The following is a 22,947-nucleotide window of genomic DNA, read 5'->3' on the forward strand; positions in this document are numbered from 1 at the left end:
GCCCCGGCACAAACGAGCATTACGCAGCGGTAACCCGAGAAAAACGCATGTTTGCAGGCAGTCGCGCCCCTGTAGAATCGCCCTACAAAAACAACGATCAGCAGAGCCCCACCATGCGCACCCTGCCGCCTTTGAACATGCTCAAGGTCTTCGAGGAAGTTGCTCGCCACCGCAGTTTCAATCGCGCCGCCGATGCGCTGAACGTCACCCAGGGCGCCATCAGCCGACAGATCAAGCAGTTGGAGGATTACCTGGGTGTCGTGCTGTTCGTCCGCGGCCCGCGTGGCCTGACCCTGACCGAGGCAGGCAACGCCCTGGCCCCGCACCTGGGCGAGGCGTTCGATCGCATCGAGCGGGCGCTGGAGGCGGTGCGCGTGCCCAATCTGCGCCAGCGCCTGCGTATCCTTGCGCCACCGACCTGGGCCACCCGCTGGCTATCGCCACGCCTGCGCGGCTTCATGCAGCGCTACCCGGACATCAGCCTCAGCGTCACCAGCCAGCGTGATGACGAGCACCCCGGCGAACTCGACTGCCGCATCCTGTTCAGCCGTGAAGGCGAGGGCACGGGTAATCGCCGTTTGCTGGTGATGGAACGGCACATCGCCGTGGCCAGCCCCGAGCTGTTCCAGGATGGCCGTGAGCCTTGTCTGCGCGATCACCCGCTGCTGCACATCCTCCACGAAGGCCGCCGCCTGCGGGTGTGGGAGAACTGGCTGGCGGCCACAGGGCGCAGCGATGTCGATGCCGACTGCGGCATCGAGTTCGGCACCCTCGACCAGGTGATCCACACCGCCCTGGCCGGCGGCGGCCTGGCGGTGATCGACCGGCAGATGATCGAGCGTGAGCTGGCCAGCGGCAGCCTGCTGCCGATCACCCCGGTGGAGGTGATCGGGCCTTATGGCTACTGGATGGAGGTGCCGGGTGACAAGCGCGGGTTGTCGAAGGTGGAGCGCTTTGCCGATTGGCTGGCAGTGGTGAGCAATCCTTGAGATTGCGGCGTCTTTCTTCGCGGGCAGGCCTGCTCCCACAGGGATGGACTGCCCCCGAAAAGTTGGACAGTTCTCCTGTGCGTCAATGGGGCGGCCAGGCACCGTGGCTGTGTTCGCAATCGCTCCGCGCCTGGCCCATCAGCGCTTGTCGAGGGCTGGCCCGGCCTGTCGGCGCAAGGCCTTGGCGCGTTTTTCGAGGATCAGGTAGGTGACCACCGCCAACAGCAGCGGGATCAGGTAGTACAACGTTCGATAGCCCAGCAGTGCGGCCACCAGCGTGCCCTGGCCGAGCTGGCCGTGAAGCAGGGCGAGGAACACGGCCTCCAGCACGCCGAGCCCGGCGGGTATATGGGCGACCACGCCCGCCACGCAACTGATCAGCAACACACCCAGCACCGAGGGATAGAACAGCTCCGGTGGCAGCAGCAGATGGATCAACGCCGCCATCAGCGCCCAGTTGCTTGCGCCCAGGGCCACTTGGCACAAGGCCAGGCGCAGGCTCGGCAGGGTGACTTCATGCCCGCGCAGGTCCCACGTGCGCCGCTTGGCGAAGGCGCAGGCGAACAGATAAGCCAACGCAACCACGATCATCAGGACGCCGATCAGGCGCAGGCCGCCAGCGCCTACCGTCCAGCTCTGCGGCAGCTTGACCAAGCCCAAGGCGAATACGATGCCGGCCAACAGCAGGTAGCCCATCCAGTTGGTCAGCAGCCCCAGGGTGAGGATGCGGGTGATGGTCGGGGTGTCCAGGCCCAGCCTGCCGTACAGGCGGTAACGCAGGGCCACGCCACCGACCCAGGTGGTGAAATTGAGGTTGAATGCATAGCAGACGAATGCTACCGGCAGCACCTGCCGGGCCGGCAGGCGGTGTCCGGTATAGGCGCGGGCGAGCAGGTCGTAGCTGGCGAACACCAGGTAGCTGCACAGAGCCAGCAGCAACCCCAGCACCAGGGTCGAGGGCCGGTAGGCCCGTAGCGACTGGCTGACTTCGTTCCAGTCCAGGTTGCGCGCCAGGGTGAACAGCAGTACCGGGATCAACACCAGGAACAGCACGGTCAGCAGGCGTTTGCCCCAGGTCTTCCAGCGTGCCGTGGCCATCAGGTCTTGCCCTCTTGGTAGTCGGCCGGAGCCTCGCTTTCGCTTTGCAGCGACTGCAGGCGTTGCCGGTGTGCCGGGAACCAGCCAGCGATGCGCGGAAAATAGCGGGTGATGTGGAAGCCCAGGAAGACCAACGGGGCGCGCCACCAGTAGCCACGCACCATGCGCTCCAGCGTCACGGCCTTGCACTGCTCGCGGGTCAGTGCGCTCAAGTGCTGGTAGAGCAGATCGTTGAACGCACGGTCGCGGATCAGCAGGTTGGCTTCGAGGTTGAACGACAGGCTCAGCGGGTCGAGGTTGCTCGACCCCACCGTGGACCAGTCGTCGTCCACCAACGCCACCTTGCCGTGCAGCGGGCGCTGGCAGTATTCGTGGATGCGCACATCGTCGCGCAACAGGTAGTTGTAGAGCAGCCGGGAGAGTGTGCGGACCCAGCGCATGTCTGGCTGCCCCTGGAGGATCAGGGTTACCTCGACCCCGCGCCGAGCGGCGTTGCGCAGCTCGCGCAGCAGGCGGTAGCCGGGGAAGAAGTAGGCGTTGGCCACGACGATACGCTGCCTGGCTTCACGGAAGGCCTGCAGGTAGCAGACTTCGATATCGTTGCGATGGCGCCGGTTGTCGCGTTCCACCAGCACGGCACTGGCCGGGCCTGCAGCGATACCGTTCGGTTGGATTCGACTGGCGGCGTCCAGCACGGGGGCGAGCAATCGGCAAGAGGACGCGTGAAGCTGGCCCACCACGGGGCCGACGACCTCCACGGCATAGTCCTGTTTGGCCTGCGGGCCGAAATCGCCAAGGTGATCGGCGCTGTAATTGAGACCGCCGATGAACGCGCGCTGTCCGTCGATCACCAGGATCTTGCGGTGCAGGCGACGGAACAGGTTGGTGCGCATGCCGGCCAGCCGTGGTTGCGGATCGAACGAATGGAAACGGACCCCGGCCGCAGTCATCGAGGCGATGAACTCGTCGGGCAGGTCGGCGGTGCCGTAACCGTCCACGGCCACCTCGACCCTTACCCCACGCCGTGCGGCGTCGATCAGGGCCTGGCGCAAGGGCTGCCCGACCTTGTCGTCGTAGATGATGAAGGTTTCCAGGAGAATCTCCTCGCGAGCCTGGGCCATGGCCTCGAACACGCGTGGATAGTACTGCTCGCCGTTGATCAGCAACTGGACGTGGTTGCCGTCGCTCCAGGACAGCTTCATAGCGTCACCTGCGCTACCAGCGGGGCGTGGTCGGAAAGGTGCGTCCACGGGTATCTGGACAGCACCCGGGCTTCGCAGGCCTGTGCGTTGCGCAGGTAGATGCGATCCAGGCGCAGCAGCGGCAGGCGGGCGGGAAAGCTGCGCGCCGGCTTGCCGAAGGCTTCGACCAGATGCCTCGAGAGGCGCACATCTGCTTTCAGACGCCAGTCGTTGAAGTCGCCAGCGACGATGACCGGCTCGCCCGACGGCAGGCTGTCGAGCAACGCCAGCAGCAGGCCGACTTGCCGCTGGCGGTGCTCTTCGCGCAGACACAGGTGCACGCAGATCGCGTGCACCTGCTCATGGCCGGGCACTTCGAGCTGGCAATGCAGCAGGCCGCGTTCTTCGTTGCCGTGGATCGTGACGTCAAGGTTGTCGTGGGCGCGGATCGGAAACTTGGACAGCAGGGCGTTGCCATGGTCGCCATGGGGATAGATCGCGTTGCGTCCGTAGGCGAACTGCGGCCACATGCTGTCGGCGAGGAATTCGTACTGAGGTGCCGTCGGCCAGGTCGGGTGGCGCTCGGCATGCTGCTGATGGCTGCCGTGTACCTCCTGCAGGAACACCAGGTCGGCCCCGGTAGCGCGTACCGCCTCACGCAGCTCCGGCAGGATGAAACGGCGGTTGAACAGGGTGAAACCCTTGTGCACGTTGAGGGTCAGCACCGTCAGGCGGTGCACGGCGGTCACCTTGTCGATGATGCAGCGGGGGGCGGGCAAAGTTCCGTTCATAGCGGCTCCTGCGGATCGACGCCGGGCTCTGTCACCAATTCGCCGTCAAGGCCGAGCTTGCCAAGCAGGCGACGGGCATCGTACGGGGCATGCACTTTCTGGTCATTGTCGAAGTAGCAGTACACGTCACGGGAAGCGCGCTTTGCCGGGGCGCGGCGCACGACGCGCTGGGCATCCTCCGGCTGGCCGCCCGCAGCCCAGGCCTGGATACGCATACGCCAGCGGCGCAGCGCGCTGGCGGTATAGCCGCTGCTGTAGAGCTCGACATCGCCATGCAGGCGCAGGTACATGAAATCGGCCGTGACTTCCTCGACATAGGGCCATTTGCCCGCGCTGTCGGCGACCACCAGGGCGACCTTGTGTTTGCGCAGCAGGTCGATGAAGGTATCGCAGAGGAAACTGGGGTGGCGGATTTCCACGGCGTGGCGCAGGCGTGAGTTGCCCTTGACGGCCGCCGCACCGTTGCCTTGCAGGCGCTCGGCGGCCTGGCGGGCAAGGCGGCGGGCGGCAGAGCGGTCATGCGGGAGCTTGGCCAGAAAGTCGCTGAAGCGCTGCACGTCGAATTTCAGGTTAGGGGGAAACTGCCAGAGGAAAGGCCCAAGTTTGTCACCCAGCAGCAGCGGGCCCGACGCGAAGAAGTTGGCCAGCGCTTCGTCGATCTCGCGAAGCCTGCGCACATGGGTGATATAGCGTGGGGCCTTGACCGAGAACACGAAATCCTCTGGCGTCTCGTCACGCCAGCGGTCGTAGCGTTCCGGAGTCTGCAGCGCGTAGAACGAGCCATTGATCTCGATGCTGTTGACCGCCCGCGAGGCAAACGCCAGCTCGTCGTCCTGGCGCAGCCCCTTGGGGTAGAAGTCCTTGCGCCATGGGCCATAGCGCCAACCGGAAATGCCAATGCGGATCTCGCTCACCACAGCCCCCTGTATTGATGTACTCATCAGTAGCGACCCGTGGCGGATCGAGAGGGTTCAGCAGGATTGACGAGTGGCGCTACCTGGAAAGCGCCGGGCCTTCAGCCGTCGGATTGCTCTTCTGGGGCGACCTGGCCTTCCGGCCATTCGGGTGCCTCTTGTTGGGGATCGGGCGCAGGTATCTTCTCGCCGGGATCGTGTGGGACTTCATCGACATAAGGATCTGGATGATTGGGGTCGCTCATGGTCGGTCTCCTGGGCAGGTAGGTCAGTCGCTTTTATCAACCATGAGGGTGTACCTCTGGTCGAACACAGGAACGCCTGTGTTCAGTTGTGACCAGGGCGCGAGTCATCGCACTGCAAAGATTCTCGGATTTCCAGACCAGTTGCCTGAAGGACCGCCGGACAAACATTTAGCGGGTGAACAACAGCAGTGCAGGGAGTGGCCTTCAGCGGTGCTGAGCCCGTTCAATAGGGCACCGACCCGCACAGTGTCTCTATGGCCTCGACCAGGTCGTCATAGCCCACCGGTTTGTTCAGGTGGCGGTCGAAGCCCGACTGGCGTGAGCGGTACTGGTCGGCGCTGGCGCCGTAGCCGGTCAGGGCAATGGCCGGTGTGTAGCGCAGGTGTTCCAGGCCCCGTAGCGCCTTGATCAGGGCATGACCGTCCATTACCGGCATGCCGATATCGGACAGGATGATCTCGTAGCGTCCGTCGGCGGCGGCCTCGAGCGCTGCTTGCGGGTCGCTGTAGGCCTCGACGTTCGCACCTTCCATCTCCAGCAACTGCTGCATGACCTCGAGGATTTCCTTCGAGTCGTCTACCAGCAGCACCTTGATACCATCCAGGCGTCCGTCGCTGGCCTGCTCGGGAGCATCTGGCGTGGCCTGGCGCTCGGGCGCGCACAACGGTAGGGAGACGGTGAAGGTGGTGCCGCAACCAAGCCCCGCAGAATACGCCGCGACCGTCCCGCCATGGGCCTCGACCAACTGGCGCACCAGCGACAGGCCGATACCCAGCCCTTCGCGGCTGTTGCCGGACAACTGCGGTGCGGCCTGGGTGAACAGCTCGAAAACGCTCTCGAGGCTATCCTCGGTCAGCCCCACGCCCTGGTCGATCACCTCTAGCTGGGCCTGGCTGTCTCGCCTGGCGAGCACCACGCGAATCTCGGTGCCTGCGGGGCTGAACTTCAAGGCGTTGTTCAGGAGGTTCCAGATGATCTGCTCGAGCCGCGTGCCATCGGCCTCGACGTGAACGGGCGCGCCATCGGCCGGCAACACCAGGCGCACGGTGCAAGTATGCTGCTCGTTGAGCACCACCGCATGGATCCCCTGCAGCACTGCGCACAGGTCGATCACCTCGGTCTTGAGCTTGAGCTTGCCGGTGCGGATGCGGGCGACATCGAGCAGGTCGTCGATGATTCGTGCCTGACTGGATACCGCATCACAGATGATCCCGACCGCCTTGCTGGCGGCACTGGCGGACTTCACCGAGGGCGAGCGCCGCAGGATCTCAGCGTTGAGCTGGATCAGGTTCAGCGGGTGCTTGAGTTCGTGGGACATGACGGCGAAGAACTCGTCCTTCATGTGGCTGCTGCTCTGCGACTCGGCCAGTTGCTTGCTCTGTTCGTCGTGCAGGCGCTTGTGGCCGGTGAGGTCGCGGGCGATCTTTACGTAGCCGCGCAGGCTGCTGCCCTTGAGGCGGGACACTTCGCCGCTGCAGTAGAAGCGGCTGCCATCCTTGCGCACGTGCCAGCGCTCGTCCTGGCCGCGGCCATGGAGGCGGGCGCTGCGCAGCTCGCGCTCTGGCACACCGCTGGCCTGGTCCTGCTCGGTGAAGATCAGTTGGTAGTGGTGGCCGAGGACTTCGTCCTTGCCATAGCCGAAAATCAGCGCGGCACCGGTATTCCAGTCAGTGATCAGGCCGTGTTCATCAAGGAGGATGATGGCGAAGTCATGGGTGCTTTCCGCTACCAGGCGCATGCGTTCCTCGCCCTGGCGCAAGCGTTCCTCCGCGGCGCGGCTCTGGCTGATGTCGATGAAGGTCAGTACGGTGCCATCGACATTGCGCTCGCTGGCCCGGTAGGGCAGCAAGCGGGCCAGGTACCAGTGCTGGTTGTGGCCGACCACCTCGCGTTCGATAGTGGTCTCGCGCTCGACCACCGCACGGGCGTCGTCGGCCAGGCCAGGGTAGTCGAGACGATGGGTGATATCGAGTAGCGAGCGCCCGGTGTCCACCGGCAGCATGCTGAAGATGTCCGCGGCGCGGGGCGTGAACCAGCGGATGCACAGGTTGCGGTCGACGAAGACCGTGGCGATGTCGGTCGAGGCGATCAGGTTGCTGAGGTAGTCGTTGACCTTGTCGGTCTCCTCGACCTTGGTCTTGAGCTCGTAGTTGACCGTCAGCAATTCTTCGTTGATCGACTGCAGCTCTTCCTTGCTGGTTTCCAGTTCCTCGCTGGCCGAACGCAGCTCCTCGTTGATCGCTTGCATTTCCTCGTTGGAGGCAGTCAACTCCTGGCTGGAAAACTCCGATTGCTCAATGGTCTCCTGCAGTTGCAGCCGCGTGCGATGCAGTTCGCGCTCCAGGTTGCTCAACACCATGCCTTCGGTCTGCTCGACGGCGGCGCTGGTACTGGCGCTGCTGTCGACTTCGATCGCCTGGAACACCACCAGCAGGCAGTCGGTGCCACTGGGGTCGTCCTGGTGCGGCTGCACCAGGATTTGCACGGCCGTGGGATGTTCGTCGAGGCTGACCGAGACACTGCGCGAGGTCACCGCCTGGCCGCTGCCTTGCGCCTGCAGCAAGGTACTGCGCAAGGCCGGTCGCAACGGCGCGATGATCAGGCTGAGCAGGTTGTGGCTGAGCTCGCCACCGGCGTGGTGCAAGAAGCGCCCGACACCTTCACTCATGTGCAGGATATTGCCCTCGGTATCGATCACCAGGCTGGGCGGCGTGCAGCGGGCGAGGGCGCGGTGATGGATCTCGGCGTAGGACAAGCGGCGACTGCTGCGTGCGCGAGCCGGTGGTGCGAGCGCAGGCTCCGGGGCCTGCAGGCGCGGCGGATGGCTGGTGGTCTGCACTTCCCGGGCGCGGAAGATGCGGTTGCGTTTGTCCACGGCGACGAACAGGTCGGCCGCAAGGTCCGTCGACTCGGAGCTGCCAAGGAACAGATGGCCGCCTGGACGCAGGGCGAAATGGAACAGGCGCAGGATATCGCGCTGCACCTCGCGGTCCAGGTAGATCAGCAGGTTGCGGCAGACGATCAGGTCGAGCTGGGAGAATGGCGGATCGGACAGCAGGTTGTGACGGGCGAACAGGACCTTTTCCCTGATTTCCTTGCGCACCCGCAAGTGCTGGTCCTCCTTGATGAAGAACTGGCGCAGGCGTGCCGCCGACACGTCGGTGGCGATGGCGTCCGGATACCGGCCGGCGCGACCGATGTTGATGGCGCGTTCGTCGAGGTCGGTGGCGAATACCTGTACTTGGGCGCTGCGCTGTTCCACCGCCAACTGCTCGGTCACCAGCATCGCCAGGCTATAGGCCTCCTCGCCGGTGGAGCAGCCTGCTGACCAGAGGCGTACCTCGTGCGCGGACTCTTCACTGGCATCCTTGTTGACCAGGCCCGGCATCACATGGCGCTGCAACGCCTCGAACGCCTCGCGATCGCGGAAGAAGTTGGTCACTCCGATCAGCATGTCGGCCAGCAGTGCCCGCGACTCCTCCGGGTGGTGCTGCAGGAAGTCGAGATAGCCGGCCAGCTCTGTCTGGCCGGTGACATGCAGGCGGCGTTCCAGGCGGCGCAGTACGGTGGCGCGCTTGTAGTGGCTGAAGTCGTGTCCGGTCTCGCCTTGCAGCGTCAGCAGGATCTCATCCAGCAGCGGGTCGCTCGCCGCCGGATCACCCTCGCGCTCTCCCAATGGCGGCGGCAGGCTGTCGTCTTCGATTTCCGGCAGTTTCACCTGGCGCGCCGTGCGCCACAACTCGACCAGGCGCGCAGGCATTTCAGCTACTGGCAGCAGCAGGTCAACCATGCCGGTGGCCAGCGCCGCACGGGGCATGTCGGGGTACTCGGCATCATCGGGTGCCTGCACCAGGGTCACGCCACCTTGTTCCTTGATGCGCGACAGGCCTACGGCGCCGTCGCTGCCGGTTCCCGAGAGCACCACGCAGAATGCATGGTCCTTGTGCACGTCGGCCAGGTCGCGAAAGAACAGGTCGATGGCCACATGATCGCCGCGGCCGCGCTTGGCTGGGCTGACCCGCAGGTAGCCGTCGTTGGTCGACAGGCGATTGGCTGGCGAGATCACGTAGACATGGTTGCGTTCGATCGGCACCGGCTCGCTGACCTGGCGTACCGGCATGCGGGTGACCGCCTGGATGATCCGGTCAGCCTGGCTCTGGTGATGGGGGGAGAGGTGCAGGACGACAACGAACGCCATGCCGGAGTCGTCCGGGGCGTGCCGGAAGAACCGGCGGATCGCTTCCAGGCCGCCGGCCGAGGCGCCGATGCCGACCACGGGGAAACCCAGATGGCTGGGGCTGAGCGCCGGATTGTGCGGCGAGGCGAGGGACGGTTTGCTGGACGACTTCATGGCATCAGCCTTGTTCGGACCTGGAAATGGCCTGGGGCGAATCGCCGGGCACTGGGCGCAGATTATAGGCTGGCGCTCACTTTGGCGATGAGCGGTTGCCCTCAAGGAGGGCCAGATGCTCGATGGCCTCCTGATAACGCTCGGCTGCCTTGCGCCGCAGCTCCTGGTAATGGCCGAAGTCGAAGGCGTCGAGCCCGACGCCTTCGAGTAGGGCAAAGGCTGCGCGGTCGAGTTCATAGGCGCTGGCGAACAGCCGGCGATTCTGCTCCAGAGCGAGCTGTTGGCAGGCGCGGGTCATGGGCATGGGAGCTCCGGTAGCCGAGGTGGTATTCAGACCTATGACTACCGCGCAGGCAAATAAGTGCGAACGTTTTGACCGGATAGCTCGACGGGCAGCTCTTTTCGATTTCGGCTGCGACCAACGACTGTGCCCGTGGCTTGGAGGCGAATGGCAAAAAACTGTACATGCCAATAAAATATCTGTACATCATGCTATCTTTGTACAGTATTGGGCCGCGCTTGAGGTCAATATGGTTCACCGTGCTCGTTGGACGTGCCTTTGCCTGCTGATCGTTGCGTTTTCGGCGACGGCGGACTGGCGCTCGCAGTTGCCCGGTGCGCAGCGGTTGGGTGCGGGAGAGTTCACTTGGTTCGGCCTGCGTCTTTACACCGCCCAGCTATGGACGCTGGCGCCGGCGCTGGACTGGAACCAGCCGTTCGCCCTCGAGCTTCTCTATCACCGCTCGTTGTCCAAGGACACGCTGGTACAGGCCAGCCTCGAGGAAATGCATCGTCTCAACGCTGGCGGCATTGCGCCGCAGCAACGCCCGGCTTGGACCCAGGCGCTTGAAGCGGCATTCGTGGACGTGCGCCCCGGGATGCGAATTACAGGCTTGTACCTGCCGGGGCAGGGGTGCCGCTTTTACGTCGACGGTGAATTGAGCCGCGAAATCACTGACCCGGCCTTTGCCCGGGCGTTCTTTGCCATCTGGCTCGATCCACGTGCCAGGGATCCACAACTGCGTCAGCGCCTGCTCGGGCTGGCTGGCAGTGAACGAGGACGCTGAATATGTACAAAGCACTGTTGCTGGCGTTGTGTCTGCTTCTGGGCAGCTGTGGCAATGTCGGGGTCGAACGCTATGCCCAGGAGCAGCCGAAGCTCGACCTGGTGGCGTTCTTCTCGCGGCCGGTACAGGCCTGGGGGATGTTCCAGAAGCGCTCCGGTGAGGTAATCAAGCGCTTTCATGTGCGCATCGATAGCCGTCGTGAAGGTGAGCATCTGATCCTCGAAGAACATTTTCTGTACAGCGATGGCACCCGTCAGGAACGCACCTGGCGGTTGGTGCCCGACGGCCCTGGCCGCTGGCGCGGAACGGCGGGGGACGTCATTGGCGAGGCGAGGGGGGAAGTGGCGGGTAACGCGTTGCGCTGGCGTTATCAGCTTGACCTGCCTGTCGATGGGCGTAACTGGCAAGTGGACCTGGACGACTGGATGTACCTGATGGATGACGACACCCTGATCAATCGCTCGAGTATGAGCAAGCTGGGCGTGGAAATCGGCCAGATCACCCTGTTCTTCCGCCGCCTCCCGGAGAGTACGCCGTGAACCTGGTCACGCTGTTTCAATGGGTCTCGACCGGCGAAGCGAAGGCGCTGGAACTGCTGTCGCTGGAAGGCGGCTTCTACCTCATGCGTGCCTTGACCGACGCTGGCCCCGTGACTCTCAACGATGCCCATGGGCAGCCCCTGCGCGTGCGCTCCACCACCGAGCTACGCCAGTTGCTGACGGGCCTGCCAGCCGTGCCCTGCACGCTGGTGCAGCACGTGGTACATGATGAGATGTGCGGGCAACGTGACGGCCCCATCGAACCAGTGCGCGTCCCGATAACGCTCGCCAGCCAGTGGTAGGCGAAACGATGCGCCTGGGCCTGGTGCTGGGTGACCAGCTGTCGTTCGACCTGGCGAGCCTGAGCGCTCTCGATCCTGCCCGTGACGCTATCTTGATGGCGGAGGTGGAGGGTGAGGCCCGGTACGTGCCGCACCATCCACTGAAGATCGTTCTGATTTTCAGCGCCATGCGGCACTTCGCTCGGTGCCTGCGCGAGCGGGGTTGGCAAGTGCACTATGTCGAGCTCGATGCTGCAGGCAACAGCGGCAGCATCGTTGGCGAGTTGTATCGCTGGCAACAGGCCTTGGGCGCCACGCAGATCCACCTGACCGAGTGCGGCGAGTGGCGTCTGGAGCAGGCATTGCGTGATGCCGGGTTGCCGCTGGTGTGGCACCGTGACCGGCGTTTTCTGTGCTCGCGCGAAGCCTTTGGGCGCTGGGCCGCTGAGCGGCGCCAACTGCGCATGGAGCACTTCTACCGTGGCATGCGCAAGCGCACCGGCCTGCTGATGGAGCTCGATGGCAGCCCGGCAGGTGGAGCCTGGAATTTCGATGCCGACAATCGCAAGCCGTTGCCGCGTCAGCTACGTGGCCCATTCGCTGCGCATTTTGCGCAGGACGAGATCACAGCAGCGGTGCAGGCGCTGGTAGGTCAGCGCTTCAGCGACCACTACGGGGCCACCGACGGCTTCGACTATCCAGTAACCCATGCCCAGGCCCAGCAGCTCTGGCAACACTTTCTAGAGTTTGGCCTGGCGGCTTTCGGGGACTACCAGGATGCGATGGCCGAGGGCGAGCCGTATCTGTTTCATGCACGTATCAGTGCAGCGCTCAACATCGGGCTTCTGGATGTGCGTAGCCTGTGTGAAGACGTCGACAGGGCGTGGCGCGAGCGGCGAGTGCCGCTCAATGCAGCCGAAGGCTTCATCCGCCAACTGATAGGCTGGCGCGAGTATGTGCGCGGGATCTATTGGCTGCGCATGCCGGAGTACGCCGGGCTCAATCACCTGGGCAACGAGCGGGCGTTGCCGGAATTCTACTGGACCGGGCAAACCCGTATGCGCTGCATGGCGCAAGCCATCGGGCAGACCTTGCGGCTGGGTTACGCGCACCACATTCAGCGGCTGATGGTGACCGGAAACTTCGCCTTGCTGGCCGGTATCGTGCCGACGGCGATTTGTGAGTGGTATCTGGCGGTCTACATGGACGCTTTCGACTGGGTCGAGCTGCCCAACACGCTTGGCATGGTGATGCATGCCGACGGTGGCTACCTTGGGTCCAAGCCCTACTGTGCGAGTGGTCGTTACATCCAGCGCATGTCCGACCATTGCGCGTCTTGCAGTTACCGGGTTGGCCAGGTAACCGAGGAGGATGCTTGCCCGTTCAATGCCCTGTACTGGCATTTTCTCATTCGCCATCGCACCGTGCTTTCGGCTAACCCGCGGCTGGCGCTGGCCTATCGTGGGCTCGATGGCATGTCGGCCAGCCGTCGCGATGCCGTATGGCAACGCGGCCAGTCATTGTTGGCGCGACTGGATGCCGGGCAGCCGATATGAAAAAGAGCCTGTTGTCCAGCAAGATCTGTGTGGTCTGTGGCCTGCCGTTCAACTGGCGCAAGCGCTGGGCGCGCTGCTGGGAACAGGTGCGCTATTGCTCTGAGCGATGCCGCAGGTCAGCGCCACGCCGCCAGGCGCAAGAGCAGGGGCAAGGTGAAGGCCCAGATGGGCGCCAGTAGCAGGCCGGTTTCCAGCGTGCCCAAGGGCAATCCCACCCCGGCCAGCCTGGCGCCCGCCAAGTAAGCCAGTGGGCCGCTGATTGCGCCCAGCAGTGCACCGAGCCGCCAGTCCCTGGCGATCCATGCCAGGCTGTGGCGCATGCCGCTGGCCAGCACCAGCCAAAGCAGCGCGAGCCACAGTGGCAGCGGCCAGGCATCGAACGCGAATACCCCCAGCGCTCCCAGCACCGTATCGAGCAGGCAGCCGGCCAAGGTAACGCGCCACAGCGCCTTGAACTCGCCGCTGACGTCTCGGCTCAGGCGCAGGTGCACGCCCAGGCCGAGGATCACCAGCAGCAAGAGCCAGGGCCGTTCTGCACCCAGTACGCAGGCCCACCAGCCGACCTGCAACCAAAGGGCATTGGCGACCAGCCTGCCGCCGTGCATCAGGCATGGCCTGGCAAGGGCGCACGACGTGCCTGGGGCGCGGCCAACAGCAGGTGGGCAACGCCGATGGTGCGCTCCTCGAAGCCGCCTTGGCAGTAGCACAAGTAGAATTCCCACAGGCGCTGGAACATGTCGTCGTAGCCCAGGTCGGCCAGCGCCGTGCGTGCCTGACGCAGGTTTTCCCGCCAATGCTGCAGGGTGAGGGCGTAGTCCTGGCCGAAATCCTCCATATGTACAAGGTTCAGCGCAGTGTGCCGGCTGGCAGTGTCGAGCATCACGCTCAGCGAAGGCAGGGCGCCTCCGGGGAAAATGTAGCGCTGGATGAAGTCCACCGAGCGCCGTGCCTGGTCGTAGCGTTGGTCGCGAATGGTGATGGCCTGCAGCAGCATCAGGCCATCGGGCTTGAGCAGCGCGGCGCACTGGCGGAAGTACACCGGCAGATAACGATGGCCGACCGCTTCGATCATCTCGATCGATACCAGTTTGTCGAAACGGCCTTCCAGGTCGCGGTAGTCCTCGCGAAGTACCGTTATGCGCTGCTCCAGGCCCAGCGCCCGAACGCGGTCCAGGGTATGGCTGTACTGCGCTTCGGAGAGGGTGGTGGTGGTAACCCTGCAGCCGTATCGGGTGGCGGCGTGAATCGCCAGGGAGCCCCAACCGCAGCCAATTTCCAGCAGGTGATCGTCAGGGCATAGCTCAAGTTTCTGGCAGATGCGCTCCAGCTTGTTCACCTGAGCGTGTTCCAGTGTCTGCCCGGGATGCTCGAACTGGGCTGCCGAATACATCATGGTGGGGTCCAGCAGCCGCTCGAACAGGGCGTTGCCGAGGTCGTAGTGCGCCAGAATGTTGCGTCGGGCACCGCGCCTGCTATTGCGGTTGAGCCGGTGCAGCAGCCGCAGGGCAGGGCGGCCGAGGCGCGCCAGGCCGCCCTCGAGCGCGTCGAGCACTTCAAGGTTGGCGACGAACAGGCGCGTCACCCGCGCAAGGTCCGGGCTGCGCCAATAGCCGTGGATGTAGGCTTCGCCAGCGCCGATCGAGCCATTGCCGGCGATCAGGCTCCAGGTGGCGTCATCGAGCACCTCCACCTCGGCCTGCAACGGGCTCTCGGTATCGCCAAAACTCCACTGCTGGCCGTGGCACAGCAGGCGCAAGTGACCGTGGCGCAGCTTGCCCATTTGGGCGAGCACGGCGCTTCGTGCCAGACCGCCGAGCAACGGCGCAAGGCCGGCGAACTTGCTAACGCTCAGGGTGTGATTCGACATCATTCGTGTCCTCGCAGGAGTGGCCGAGCGCCAAGTGATTCTGGCGGGCAGTGTGGTCATGGATGGGGGTGCGTTTGAACAGCAGGCGCAGTGCTTGCCAGTAGATAGCCGAGAGGGTGCGCAGGCTCATCCACGGGAAGGCCAGGATGTATCGATGCAGGCCGGCGCGGTCCAAAGGCTGGCGCTGCAAGGCGAGGTCTGCCTTGAACACCGTGCGCTCGTGTTGCCGGTTCTCCATATGGATACGTATATGTTGCGCATCCAGGGAGAAGCGAAAGCGATAGTCCATGTCCAGTGGCATGAACGGCGACACGTGGAAGGCCTTCGCCACCGTGAAGGGTGTGCCGAGGTTGTCGTGCACCGGCAGCACGTAGTGGAAGCGTTCACGCCAGGGGGTGTTTCGTACTTCCAGCAGGATCGCCACCAGGTTCGCGTCGCGGTCATGGCAGAAATAGAAACTCACCGGGTTGAACGACAGCCCCCAGCAGCGCAGTTGCGTGAGCAGGTGGACCGGGCCTTCGGGCATATGCCCCGTGGCCTGGCGGACGATCAAGCGCGCGGCCTGTGCCAGCGTCTGTCCCTGCTGGGTCAGCGCTGGCAGGTAGTCGGTCTGGCGAAAGCTGAGCGGTGCCAGGCGCCAGCGCCCTAGCCAGCGTGACAGGCTCATCAGCCAGGTTTGCTCGTCCAGATCCAGGTAGAACATGCCTGTTCGATAGCGGAACGCGTGGGCGCGCGGCGTCAAGCGACGGTGGCTGATCCAGCCCAGGCAAACGCTGCTGTTCACAGTTGCACCCCGAAATGCGCGGCCACCTTCAGCGCACTGACCACACCGTCCTCGTGAAAACCATTTCCCCAGTAGGCACCACAGAAGAAGCTGTGCTGCTGGCCTTGCAGCTCTGACTGCCGAGCCTGCGCCGCGGACGCGGCGAGGCTGTACTGCGGATGGGCGTACTGAAAGCGGGCAATCACCTGCGCAGGGTCTATCAATGCGGTCTGGTTGAGGCTCACGCAGAAGGTGGTCGGTGCCTGGATACCTTGCAGGATATTCATGTTGTAGGTCAGCGCGGCGGGAGCCTGCTGTGGGCCTCCCAGGCGGTAGTTCCAGCTCGCCCAGGCGCGCTTGCGGCGCGGCAGCAGGCGGGTGTCGGTGTGCAGTACGACATCGTTGCTGGCGTAGCCGATGGCCCCGAGCACGGCACGTTCCTGTGTGCTGGGGCTTTCCAGCATGGCCAGGGCCTGGTCGCTATGGCAGGCGAACACCACGGTGTCGAAGCGTTCGGTGCCGGCTGCGCTCACGACGGTCACGCCACCTTCGTCGCGGCTGACCCGGTGAACCTTGCAGTCCAGGCGGATGCTGTCAGCGAAGGGGCGGCACAGTGGTGCGATGTAGCTGCTCGAACCACCTTTGATGACCCGCCACTGTGGACGGTGGTTGACCGACAGCAAGCCGTGGTTGCGACAGAAACGGACGAAGAACTCGAGGGGGAAGTGGAGCATGTCGGCGCGGGACATCGACCAGATGGCCGATCCCATCGGCACGATATAGTGGTCGATGAAGCGCTGCCCATAGCCCTGCGCCTGAAGGTAGCTACCCAGCGTGGTGTTGGCATCGATACGCTGGCTGTCCAGGTCGGTCAGTGCCTGGCGGTTGAAGCGCAGAATATCCCGCAGCATTCCCCAGAAGCCTGGGGAGATCAGGTTGCGGCGTTGTGCGAACAGTGTGTTCAGGTCGTGGCCGTTGTACTCAAGGCCTGTGGCCGGGTCATGCACGGAAAAACTCATTTCGGTGGGCTGTGAGGTGACCTTGAGCTGGTCGAGCAGCCGAATGAAGTTGGGGTAGGTCCAGTCGTTGAACACGATGAAGCCGGTGTCTATTGCATGGCGCTGGCCCTTCCAGACCACATCGAGGGTGTGTGTGTGGCCACCGATCCAGCGCTCGGCTTCGAAAACCGTGACCTGGTGGTTGCGCGACAGCAGATGGGCGCAGGTCAGCCCGGCGATGCCGCTGCCGATGATTGCTATACGCATGAATCAACCTTCCTGTTCATGACGGGCGAGGCGTTGCCCCAGGGCCAGACGCAGACGCGCCGGTAGCGCACCGAGCAGGCGCAATACACAGGTGAAAAGACCGGGGAAGTTGATTTCCACGGGGCGGTGGGGCAAGCGCCTGGCGATGTGTCGGGCGGCGCGCTGCGCACTCCACAGCTGCGGCATGGGGAAGTCGTTGCGGCGTGTCAAAGGTGTGTCGACAAAGCCAGGGCTGACCAAGGTGACTGCGATACCCTCGCGGGCCAGGTCGATCCGCTGTGATTCCATCAAATAGCGCACCGCAGCCTTGGAGGCGCCATAGGCACCGGCGCGGGGCAAGGCCAGCCAGGTCACCGAGCTGCCCATCACCACCAGGTGAGGGCGCTGGCCCTTGCGAAGCAGGGGCAGTGCCGATGCCATGCAGTAGGCGACACTGAGCAGGTTGGTGCGCATCACGCGCTCGACCAGCGCCGGATCGAACTGCCCCGGCTCCAGGTATTCGCAGGTGCCGGCATTGAGAATGACCATGTCCAGGCCTCCCCAGGCCTGTTCGATCTGCGCGGTGATCGCGGCGATATCTTCTGGGTCGTCAAGATCGCCGATGGCCAGCAGTACCTGCCCAGGAAACTGTTCGGCCAGGGGTGCAAGGCGATTGGCCTGGCGTGCGCCCAGGGCCACTTGATGGCCTTGCTCCAGCAGGATGCGAGCGAGCTCGGCACCGATACCGCTGCTAGCGCCGGTCAACCAGCAGCGGCTCATGCCAGCCTGCCTTTGAGCCAGCGGATTGCGCTGCCCATGATCGGAAGGTGTTCGTAGATGAGGGCGCCGGCGTCGAAATAGTCCTGGTGAAAATGCACACGGTCGCGCCAGTGCAGGCAACTGCACCCTTGCAGCGTGATTTGCCGACCCCCGGCCAGGCGTGGGTGGCGGAACTGCAGGGTCCAGCGCAAGTAGCCCTGACCGGGGCTTACCTCGTCGGCGCTGATGAAGGCATAGCGGATATCGCTGGCGTTGGCGTACAACTGCTCGAAGTAGGCTCGCAGCGCCTGCAGGCCCTGTATGTGGTGCAGAGGGTCGCGAAAAGTAATGTCCTCGCTGTACAGGTTTTCCAGCCTGTCGAGGTTAGCCCCATCGAGACTGGCGAAGCGCTCGGCGAATTGCTGTAGGTATGCAGACATGCTGGGCTCCAGGTAATCCTGTACAAAATATATTTGTTGTACAGGTATAGCTGAAGCCCAAGGATTAATCTATACAGATTGAGGGTTGTGTATAGATTTTTTAGCGCTCGTCCTGCCCGAGCTGACGGCGCAGCAGGGCCACTTCAGCCTCCAGCTCGCGCACCTTTTCCTCGGCGCAAACCTGTGCTGTCACATCGCGCTGGATGCCGATGTAGTACGTCAGCTGGTCTGCCTCGTTGTACACGGGGGTGATGGACAGCTCGTTCCAGAACAGGCTTCCGTCCTTGCGATAGTTGCGCAGTACCTGACGGCAGGGGCTGCCATCGCGGATCGCAGCGCGGATGCTAGCGAGGCCTTCCTGGTCATGATTCTCGCCCTGCAGGAAACGGCAATCCTGATAGAGGATGTCGTCGGCGGCATAGCCGGTCAGTCGCTCGAAGGCGGGGTTGACGTAGATGAGGATGCTGTCGTCGCCCTCCTGCTCGGCAACGACGATGCCATCGTTCGAATGCTCGACCATCAGTTGAAGGAGTTTCGCGGGGATCATAGGGCCCACCTACAGGCGTTTTATATGCGAGATGCGCAGATTGCTTCTATGTGGAAGACCTCGGCGCCGTTGGTTGCATGATGGACCATGGAGGCTCGCCGCAGAAAGTCCATATGAGTTTAGAATGCTCGATCTACCGATATTCTCTGATTATGACTGACACCACCCCACCCGATTTGCTACCCATGCGCGATGTGGTCAGCTTGACCGGCATCAATCCGGTCACGTTGCGCGCCTGGGAGCGGCGCCATGGGTTGATACGCCCGCAGCGCACCGAGGGCGGCCATCGCTTGTACACCGCCCGGGATGTGCAACGCATACGCGACATCCTGCGCTGGACTGCCAACGGCCTGCCTATCAGCAAGGTCGGCGACAGGCTCGCCGGCCGGCCTGAGGCACCAGTGCAGCAGCCCTCGGCCTTCGACGAATGGCGAGACGCTGTGGTGCGTGCATCCGAGGCGTTCGATGCACAGGCGTTGGAGGGGATTCATGGCCAGTTGTTCACTCTGTTCCCCAAGACCTCCGTGCTGCGTGAAGTGCTGATGCCGGTTTGGTATGAGTTGGCGTCAGGAGCGGCTCCAGGCCAGCGTAGCCAATGGCTGTTTCTCGATACGTTCCTGCGTGCCCGCTTGCTGACGCGCCTGCACTTGAATCAGATCCCCGCACCGCGGGTGCTGCTGGCAAGCACCGAGGGGCACGCCGAATTCGAGGTGCTGTGCGCTGGGCTGATGTTGAGCAGCGAGCAACAGCGCATCGACGTACTGGGCTGCGGGCAGTCGTTGGAAGACTTGCCGTTATTGTGTACGGCCATGCAGCCCGCGGCGCTGGTGATAAAAGTCCAGGCGCCGGTAAGCCCCGCCTTGGCCAGGCGCTTGCGGACCTTGCAGATGGACATTTCCTGTCCGCTGGCCTTGGTTGGCGAGCGGTTGGCTGATTCGCTGCACGCGTTGAGTGGAATCCCGTTGTGCCTGCTGGACGAGGGAGGCGTTGATGCTGCGCGCAGGCTGAGCGCGTTGCACCGTGGCGCGCTTGACCTTTGACCCAAACGCCTGATCCTGATCTGGATGTTGGCGCGTTAAGCCGGCCTAGGCTCCAAACATGGAACTTTGCCCCACGGATTGGCTTCCCTTGTTCAAAGGCCAAGCTGAGGAGAGCAGCATGAAGAAAGAGACCCAGACTAAAAAGCCGGGGGCGCAGACCGGGACTCAGGGGGAGGAGGAGCGAGACAACGACGCCCATCGTCCGGACGGATCTACCGGTACATCACATGACTCGACGGCGCAAAAAACGGCCCGTGATCATGGTCAGCACAAACGCTGAAACTGCCACCCGAAAGGGTTGAGGCTCGCCACGTTTGCGAGCCTCTGGGGCGGAGCAGGGAAATCGCAGGTGAGTCGTCAATTGCATGGAATTCTCGGTCCCATCGCCTGTTCTACCGGACTCAGCTCCTGGCTCATCTCGTAGCTCGGACCCCACTTTCCGGAGCAGCGAATGCCTCGAATCATTACCCCAGCGACCCCTGAACACGAGATCAGCGAGCACAACGCCAGGATGTTCGGCTCTCCCAAGGAGCGTCTTGACTTCTACCGTCGCGAGATCCAGTACGAAACCAGCATCTTGGCCAATCGCACGGATGCCTACCTGGCGGCGCAATCGTTCCTGGTCATCGCGTTCGTCTCTTCCATGGGCAACCTCAATCAAGGGTGGGGCGAAATGTTCACCCTGATCGTGCCGGCGTTCCTCGCCTTGCTCGGGGTATTGAGCTCGCTCAACGCCTGGCCTGGCATACGGGCTGCGTACAACATCATCGATCACTGGCAGCTCAAGCAAAGCCACCTGCTGCGCAGCGAGCCGTTGATGGGGCTGGCGTACGACGAGTCGCCGCTGTTCTGCGAGGCAGAGACCTCGCGTGCAGGGCATCGAAAATCGCTGCTGTTTTCGCTTCGCAAGCCGTGGATCTTTCTGGTTTTCTGGATGCTGCTGGGAAGCTACTCGGTCTACATCCAACTGGCCTGAACGCATCGATCCTGGAGGTTCGAGTATCCAGAGCCTGCCGCTGGCTGAACGGGCGAGATGCGCCGCAGCATCAAGCTCAGCACCTTCAGTCTTTGGATAGTCTGCATTCGGCCAGCGCCAGCGGTCAGGAGACGCTAGCCAGCAAGGGCCTTGATCAATAGTTCGTTGAATGCGGGTATATGGTCAGGCTTACGGCTGGTGATCAGGTTGCCGTCCACCACGACCTCTTCATCGACCCAACGGCCACCTGCATTTCACTGGTGAGAAGTTCCAATGCCATGCGTCAGCGGCCTGCTAGGGTCTGTATGAAAAGCCTTGAGACGAAGGTCAGGCAAGGCGAAAACAGCCGAGGAACGGCCGGGGTCGCGCTCGACTTTACGGGTTGTAAATGAGCATTCCGAGGCTGTTTTCAACGCAGCATCACCGAGTATCAAGGTTTTTCATACAGAGCCGAGGCAGACCAATGGACAATAAATAGACGGGCTGTGCGGCTAGACAACTGCGGTTGAACATTGCGCGCAGCTCAGGCTCTCACAAGCAGAGGTATAACGAGGCCGCCATCATGAGCATCGAACGCAGCATTCCCGAACTTGAAGCCTGGTACGCACAGTACGACGACGTCAGTTACCGGCGCGAGTCGCCGGATGCCTACCACCATGAACTGGTTCGCACCGCCGAGGCGCTGCGTGACGATGGTGCCATCGACTGGGATGACTGGCTGGCGCTGAAGGCATTGGCCGATCAGGCCCATGTCCGGGCACTGGAAGACGCCGTCCAGGCTCACGTGAACGACCCTGACACATGAAAGCGCTGAAGATTGCCACCTTCAATATCAATGGCATCCGCAGCCGCCTGCCCGCGTTGTTGGCCTGGCTGGCGCGGGAGCAACCGGACATCGTCTGCCTGCAGGAATTGAAGGCGGCCGATCAACAGTTTCCTCGCGAGGCGCTTGAAGCGGCGGGTTATGGCTGCCTTTACCAAGGGCAACCCTCTTGGAACGGCGTTGCAATCCTGGCGCGCGATAGCGAACCGCTGGAGGTCCGTCGTGGGCTGCCCGGCATGGAGGACGACGAGCAGAGCCGCTATCTCGAAGCTGCGGTGCATGGCGTGCTGGTGGGCTGTCTGTATCTGCCCAATGGCAACCCGCAACCCGGCCCGAAGTTCGAGTACAAATTGCGCTGGTTCGAGTGCCTGATCAAGCATGCCCAGGCACTGCATGGCAGCAGCCATCCCACGGTGCTGGCGGGCGATTTCAATGTCGTGCCGACTGATCTGGATATCTACAACCCACGCTCGTGGCTCAAGGACGCGCTGCTGCAACCTGAGTCACGGGCGTGTTTCGAACAGTTGCTGGCGCAGGGCTGGGTCGATGCTGTTCGCCACCTGTACCCGAAGCAGCGCATCTACACGTTCTGGGATTATTTTCGCAATCACTGGGCGCGCAATGCCGGACTGCGGATCGACCACTTGCTGCTCAATCCCGACCTCGCCCCCTTTCTGAAGCGGGCGGGTGTGGATGCCTGGGTACGCAACGAGGCCAAGGCCAGCGATCATGCGCCGGTCTGGATCGAACTGGGCAGGCGCCGCCAGCAACGTTAGCGGTCAGCGTTTCGGTCGACACCGTCGCTCAGATGACGATGTAGTCGCTGCGCTGCAGCGTGCCTCGATGTTCGCCCTCGACCAGGTGCACGTAGCGGCCGTCGACCAGGTCCACCGGCAGGCAGTCATCGACATCCACCACTGTATCGGTGTGCGGCTTCAGCCAACCAGCTGCCATGCGTTGCTTGCCAATCTGCTTGGCGGCAGCCTTGTCGGGAGCCGTTACCAGCAAGTAGCGGTGATCCTCGCCAAACACGCCAGGTGCGTAGCCTCCCAGGTTCAACAAGAACAAGCGCATGGCGCCGGGCGGTGGTGCGGCGTGGCCGAGCTCGACGCGATAGCCATCCACACCGTGGACTTCCAGCCAGGAATCGATGTGCAAGCCTTTAGGGCTGCCGAACCAGGCGCTGCGCAGCTGCGGGTAGGTCTGGTCGAGCGAGTCTGCGTGGGCGAAGACTACGTCGTGGACTTCGATGCTGGCCCGAGGATGTCTTCCTCCGAGCATGACAACGTAGAGCATGGGTGAGCCTGTGATACGGGTCAGGGGGGCATATGTTGGCATAGCGCTTGATTGATTGCTCGGCGGGGTGTGGGCATTTGGCAAGTACCGATAGGAGATATGAGATTTTCGACGTCGCAGCGCACATTCACTAGGCTCTGTACGAAAAGAATACCGAAAAGCCTGATTTTCAGCCGCTGA

26 protein-coding genes and 1 pseudogene are annotated in these 22,947 nt (G+C 63.2%); 11 read left to right on the forward strand and 16 right to left on the reverse strand.

Translation table 11 applies throughout. From position 1 onward, the window contains the following. Window positions 1-113 precede the first annotated feature (113 nt). Entirely contained in the window at window positions 114-989 is an 876-nt protein-coding gene (locus AC2CGW_RS06435; protein WP_186664141.1) for a LysR substrate-binding domain-containing protein, read from the forward strand. Window positions 990-1,127: 138 nt separating this feature from the next. On the opposite strand, the gene AC2CGW_RS06440 is transcribed toward AC2CGW_RS06435, so the two are convergent. The 7 genes from AC2CGW_RS06440 to AC2CGW_RS06470 all read right to left on the reverse strand — a co-directional run bounded on the left by AC2CGW_RS06440 (window position 1,128) and on the right by AC2CGW_RS06470 (window position 9,873). Continuing rightward, complete coding sequence (locus tag AC2CGW_RS06440; RefSeq protein WP_186707725.1) at window positions 1,128-2,087, reverse strand: lysylphosphatidylglycerol synthase domain-containing protein; 960 nt, start codon at window positions 2,085-2,087, stop codon at window positions 1,128-1,130. After that, window positions 2,087-3,289: a cardiolipin synthase ClsB gene (gene clsB / locus AC2CGW_RS06445; protein WP_288374974.1), complete on the reverse strand. Its 1,203-nt coding sequence runs from the start codon at window positions 3,287-3,289 to the stop codon at window positions 2,087-2,089. The genes AC2CGW_RS06440 and clsB overlap by 1 nt, the downstream gene beginning before the upstream one ends. Then, window positions 3,286-4,059: an endonuclease/exonuclease/phosphatase family protein gene (locus AC2CGW_RS06450; RefSeq protein WP_484573717.1), complete on the reverse strand. Its 774-nt coding sequence runs from the start codon at window positions 4,057-4,059 to the stop codon at window positions 3,286-3,288. The genes clsB and AC2CGW_RS06450 overlap by 4 nt, the downstream gene beginning before the upstream one ends. Then, window positions 4,056-5,000, reverse strand: a complete 945-nt coding sequence (locus tag AC2CGW_RS06455) for a DUF72 domain-containing protein (RefSeq protein ID WP_484573718.1) — start codon at window positions 4,998-5,000, stop codon at window positions 4,056-4,058. Before AC2CGW_RS06455 ends, AC2CGW_RS06450 begins: the two co-directional genes overlap by 4 nt. Window positions 5,001-5,074: 74 nt before the next feature. Next, the gene (locus AC2CGW_RS06460) at window positions 5,075-5,218 is read right to left on the reverse strand and encodes a hypothetical protein (RefSeq protein ID WP_288374971.1); all 144 of its coding nucleotides are present in this window, start codon (window positions 5,216-5,218) and stop codon (window positions 5,075-5,077) included. Between the two features lie 223 nt (window positions 5,219-5,441). Beyond that, complete coding sequence (locus AC2CGW_RS06465; RefSeq protein WP_484573719.1) at window positions 5,442-9,569, reverse strand: CheR family methyltransferase; 4,128 nt, start codon at window positions 9,567-9,569, stop codon at window positions 5,442-5,444. A 76-nt stretch (window positions 9,570-9,645) separates the two neighbouring features. Continuing rightward, window positions 9,646-9,873: a hypothetical protein gene (locus AC2CGW_RS06470; protein WP_186664153.1), complete on the reverse strand. Its 228-nt coding sequence runs from the start codon at window positions 9,871-9,873 to the stop codon at window positions 9,646-9,648. Between the two features lie 226 nt (window positions 9,874-10,099). Here AC2CGW_RS06470 and AC2CGW_RS06475 point away from each other — a divergent pair, with 226 nt between their 5' ends. From AC2CGW_RS06475 to AC2CGW_RS06495, 5 genes are read left to right on the forward strand one after another with little or no spacing between them, the layout of a single operon-like run. Continuing rightward, entirely contained in the window at window positions 10,100-10,636 is a 537-nt protein-coding gene (locus AC2CGW_RS06475) for a chalcone isomerase family protein (protein WP_186664155.1), read from the forward strand. Between the two features lie 2 nt (window positions 10,637-10,638). Next, complete coding sequence (locus AC2CGW_RS06480; RefSeq protein WP_186664157.1) at window positions 10,639-11,175, forward strand: DUF3833 domain-containing protein; 537 nt, start codon at window positions 10,639-10,641, stop codon at window positions 11,173-11,175. After that, window positions 11,172-11,477 carry a DUF6482 family protein gene (locus AC2CGW_RS06485; protein ID WP_484573720.1) on the forward strand — a complete coding sequence of 102 codons (306 nt, stop codon included), beginning with the start codon at window positions 11,172-11,174 and terminating at the stop codon, window positions 11,475-11,477. Before AC2CGW_RS06480 ends, AC2CGW_RS06485 begins: the two co-directional genes overlap by 4 nt. An 8-nt stretch (window positions 11,478-11,485) precedes the next feature. Beyond that, window positions 11,486-13,012: a cryptochrome/photolyase family protein gene (locus AC2CGW_RS06490; protein ID WP_484573721.1), complete on the forward strand. Its 1,527-nt coding sequence runs from the start codon at window positions 11,486-11,488 to the stop codon at window positions 13,010-13,012. Further along, the gene (locus tag AC2CGW_RS06495; protein WP_484573722.1) at window positions 13,009-13,191 is read left to right on the forward strand and encodes a DUF2256 domain-containing protein; all 183 of its coding nucleotides are present in this window, start codon (window positions 13,009-13,011) and stop codon (window positions 13,189-13,191) included. The genes AC2CGW_RS06490 and AC2CGW_RS06495 overlap by 4 nt, the downstream gene beginning before the upstream one ends. On the opposite strand, the gene AC2CGW_RS06500 is transcribed toward AC2CGW_RS06495, so the two are convergent. The 7 genes from AC2CGW_RS06500 to AC2CGW_RS06530 form a co-directional block, all read right to left on the reverse strand. Next, a complete protein-coding gene (locus tag AC2CGW_RS06500; protein WP_186707712.1) occupies window positions 13,129-13,617 on the reverse strand; it encodes a DUF2878 domain-containing protein in 489 nt (162 codons plus the stop codon). The two genes, AC2CGW_RS06495 and AC2CGW_RS06500, sit on opposite strands and share 63 nt — an antisense overlap. After that, entirely contained in the window at window positions 13,617-14,879 is a 1,263-nt protein-coding gene (locus tag AC2CGW_RS06505; RefSeq protein ID WP_484573723.1) for a class I SAM-dependent methyltransferase, read from the reverse strand. Before AC2CGW_RS06505 ends, AC2CGW_RS06500 begins: the two co-directional genes overlap by 1 nt. Further along, window positions 14,854-15,663 (reverse strand): DUF1365 domain-containing protein, encoded by an 810-nt coding sequence (locus tag AC2CGW_RS06510; protein ID WP_484573724.1) that lies wholly within the window; start codon window positions 15,661-15,663, stop codon window positions 14,854-14,856. The genes AC2CGW_RS06505 and AC2CGW_RS06510 overlap by 26 nt, the downstream gene beginning before the upstream one ends. After that, on the reverse strand, window positions 15,660-16,907 hold the full coding sequence (locus AC2CGW_RS06515; protein WP_484573725.1) for an NAD(P)/FAD-dependent oxidoreductase: 1,248 nt from the start codon (window positions 16,905-16,907) through the stop codon (window positions 15,660-15,662). Before AC2CGW_RS06515 ends, AC2CGW_RS06510 begins: the two co-directional genes overlap by 4 nt. A gap of 3 nt (window positions 16,908-16,910) precedes the next feature. Continuing rightward, on the reverse strand, window positions 16,911-17,666 hold the full coding sequence (locus tag AC2CGW_RS06520) for an SDR family NAD(P)-dependent oxidoreductase (RefSeq protein ID WP_186664173.1): 756 nt from the start codon (window positions 17,664-17,666) through the stop codon (window positions 16,911-16,913). Next, window positions 17,663-18,085: a nuclear transport factor 2 family protein gene (locus tag AC2CGW_RS06525; RefSeq protein ID WP_484573726.1), complete on the reverse strand. Its 423-nt coding sequence runs from the start codon at window positions 18,083-18,085 to the stop codon at window positions 17,663-17,665. Before AC2CGW_RS06525 ends, AC2CGW_RS06520 begins: the two co-directional genes overlap by 4 nt. Window positions 18,086-18,185: 100 nt before the next feature. Further along, window positions 18,186-18,632, reverse strand: coding sequence for a PAS domain-containing protein (locus AC2CGW_RS06530; protein ID WP_186707702.1), 447 nt, complete (start codon window positions 18,630-18,632; stop codon window positions 18,186-18,188). A 152-nt stretch (window positions 18,633-18,784) separates the two neighbouring features. Here AC2CGW_RS06530 and AC2CGW_RS06535 point away from each other — a divergent pair, with 152 nt between their 5' ends. The 3 genes from AC2CGW_RS06535 (at window position 18,785) to AC2CGW_RS06545 (ending at window position 20,648) form a co-directional block, all read left to right on the forward strand. After that, window positions 18,785-19,672, forward strand: coding sequence for a MerR family transcriptional regulator (locus AC2CGW_RS06535; RefSeq protein WP_484573727.1), 888 nt, complete (start codon window positions 18,785-18,787; stop codon window positions 19,670-19,672). Window positions 19,673-19,790: 118 nt separating this feature from the next. Then, entirely contained in the window at window positions 19,791-19,952 is a 162-nt protein-coding gene (locus AC2CGW_RS06540) for a hypothetical protein (RefSeq protein WP_186707698.1), read from the forward strand. Window positions 19,953-20,123: 171 nt separating this feature from the next. After that, window positions 20,124-20,648: a hypothetical protein gene (locus tag AC2CGW_RS06545; protein ID WP_484573728.1), complete on the forward strand. Its 525-nt coding sequence runs from the start codon at window positions 20,124-20,126 to the stop codon at window positions 20,646-20,648. A 134-nt stretch (window positions 20,649-20,782) separates the two neighbouring features. Here the strand turns inward: AC2CGW_RS06545 and AC2CGW_RS06550 are convergent. Then, window positions 20,783-20,902 (reverse strand): annotated as a pseudogene (locus AC2CGW_RS06550) (DJ-1/PfpI family protein); the annotation flags it as partial. A 308-nt stretch (window positions 20,903-21,210) separates the two neighbouring features. On the opposite strand from AC2CGW_RS06550, the gene AC2CGW_RS06555 reads away from it, so the two are divergent. Together AC2CGW_RS06555 and xth are read left to right on the forward strand one after the other, a co-directional pair. Continuing rightward, window positions 21,211-21,453, forward strand: a complete 243-nt coding sequence (locus tag AC2CGW_RS06555; RefSeq protein ID WP_484573729.1) for a hypothetical protein — start codon at window positions 21,211-21,213, stop codon at window positions 21,451-21,453. After that, a complete protein-coding gene (gene xth, locus AC2CGW_RS06560; RefSeq protein ID WP_484573730.1) occupies window positions 21,450-22,247 on the forward strand; it encodes an exodeoxyribonuclease III in 798 nt (265 codons plus the stop codon). The genes AC2CGW_RS06555 and xth overlap by 4 nt, the downstream gene beginning before the upstream one ends. Window positions 22,248-22,275: 28 nt before the next feature. Here the strand turns inward: xth and AC2CGW_RS06565 are convergent, their stop codons facing one another. Next, on the reverse strand, window positions 22,276-22,767 hold the full coding sequence (locus AC2CGW_RS06565; protein WP_288374964.1) for a DUF1543 domain-containing protein: 492 nt from the start codon (window positions 22,765-22,767) through the stop codon (window positions 22,276-22,278). Between the last annotated feature and the right edge of the window lie 180 nt (window positions 22,768-22,947).

The organism is Pseudomonas sp. SYWMCR5 (assembly GCF_057197165.1).